The organism is Duganella flavida (assembly GCF_009857445.1).
GTDB lineage: Bacteria > Pseudomonadota > Gammaproteobacteria > Burkholderiales > Burkholderiaceae_D > Rugamonas > Rugamonas flavida.
Genome location: NZ_WWCN01000047.1, coordinates 1 through 1,417 on the forward strand (window position 1 = coordinate 1; position 1,417 = coordinate 1,417).

Below are 1,417 nucleotides of genomic sequence, written 5' to 3' on the forward strand. Positions count from 1 at the left end.
AAGCTTGATGACCATAGTAAGTCGGTCCCACCCCTTCCCATCCCGAACAGGACCGTGAAACGACTCTACGCCGATGATAGTGCTGCAACCAGTGTGAAAGTAGGTTATCGTCAAGCTAGTTATTCCGAAAGAAGCCCCAACAGATTAGATGCTGTTGGGGCTTTTTTTTATGTATCATTAGTCGTTGCAAGAGCCAACTTCTAAAGGGTGCATACATGTCAAAAAAATATCGCTTGGTAACGCGCAGTGACTTCGATGGTCTGGTTTGCGCGGTACTGTTAAAGCACCTGGACTTGATTGACGAAATTCTGTTTGTCCATCCCAAGGACATGCAAGACGGGAAGATCACGATCACCGACCGTGACATCACCACCAACCTGCCGTATGTGGCGGGGGCGCATATCGCCTTCGATCACCACCTCTCCGAAACCATCCGCAATACCGGCGAACGCCAGAACCATGTGATCCATCCCGAGGCGCCTTCTGCTGCGCGCGTGGTGTACGACTACTATGGCGGCCTGAAAGCCTTCCCAGCATCGTGGGACGACATGATGGCGGCGGTCGACAAGGGCGACGCCGCGCGCTTCAACGAGCAGGAAGTGCTGAATCCGGAAGGCTGGGACTTGCTGAACTTCTTGATGGATGCGCGTACCGGCCTGGGCCGCTTCCGCGAATTCCGCATCTCGAACTACAACCTGATGATGGACCTGATCGACTACTGCAAGAACCATACGATCGAACAGATCATGGAGCTGCCGGACGTGAAGGAGCGTAAGGAGCTGTACTTCGAACACTCGGAAAAATGCAAAGACCAGATCCGCCGTTGCGCCACCGTGCACAAGAATCTGCTGGTGCTGGATCTGCGCAATGAAGAGATCATCTTTGCTGGCAACCGCTTCATTGTCTACGCGCTGTATCCGCAGACGAATATCTCGATCCACGTACTGTGGGGCCTGAAGAACCAGAACACGGTGTTCGCGACCGGCAAATCGATTTTGAACCGTACCTCGAAAACCAATATCGGCGCGCTGATGCTGGAATACGGCGGCGGTGGCCATGAGAATGCCGGCACCTGCCAGGTCGATAACGAGATGGCGGAAGATGTGCTGGGTGCGTTGATCCACCGGATCACCAGCGAAGGCTAAAATTAAAAAAGCGCCCTAGTGAACTGAACCCCAAGAGTTGGACACCAACTCTTGGGGTTTTTTAATGACCAAATTCAATGAGCGCTTGAAGCTGTCGGTAGTAAAGCAGTGCCTATCAGGTAAAAGTACGTATGCCGAGGTTGCACGTCGCAATGGCGTTTCGGAAACGGTTGCGAGGTCGTGGGTGGCCTTTTATGAACGCCATGGCGTAGCAGGATTGCGTCAGAAGTTTGAGCACTATGATGCGCAGTTCCGGCTTCAGGTATTGAAGC

At 53.1% G+C, this 1,417-nt stretch carries 2 protein-coding genes and 1 rRNA gene; all 3 read left to right on the forward strand.

Going from position 1 to position 1,417, the window contains the following annotated elements; translation table 11 throughout:
* Positions 1-3 precede the first annotated feature (3 nt).
* Positions 4-116, forward strand: a 5S ribosomal RNA gene (gene rrf / locus GTP46_RS29095).
* A gap of 99 nt (positions 117-215) precedes the next feature.
* Positions 216-1,145 carry an exopolyphosphatase gene (locus GTP46_RS29100; RefSeq protein ID WP_161010113.1) on the forward strand — a complete coding sequence of 310 codons (930 nt, stop codon included), beginning with the start codon at positions 216-218 and terminating at the stop codon, positions 1,143-1,145.
* A gap of 64 nt (positions 1,146-1,209) precedes the next feature.
* Positions 1,210-1,417 (forward strand): transposase (locus GTP46_RS29105; protein ID WP_161009113.1); only part of this gene is annotated, 208 nt, incomplete at its 3' end.

Coding starts and splice junctions, on each gene's coding strand:
- GTP46_RS29100 (WP_161010113.1), top strand. CDS start 216: ATGTCAAAAAAATATCGCTTGGTAACGCGCAGTGACTTCGATGGTCTG.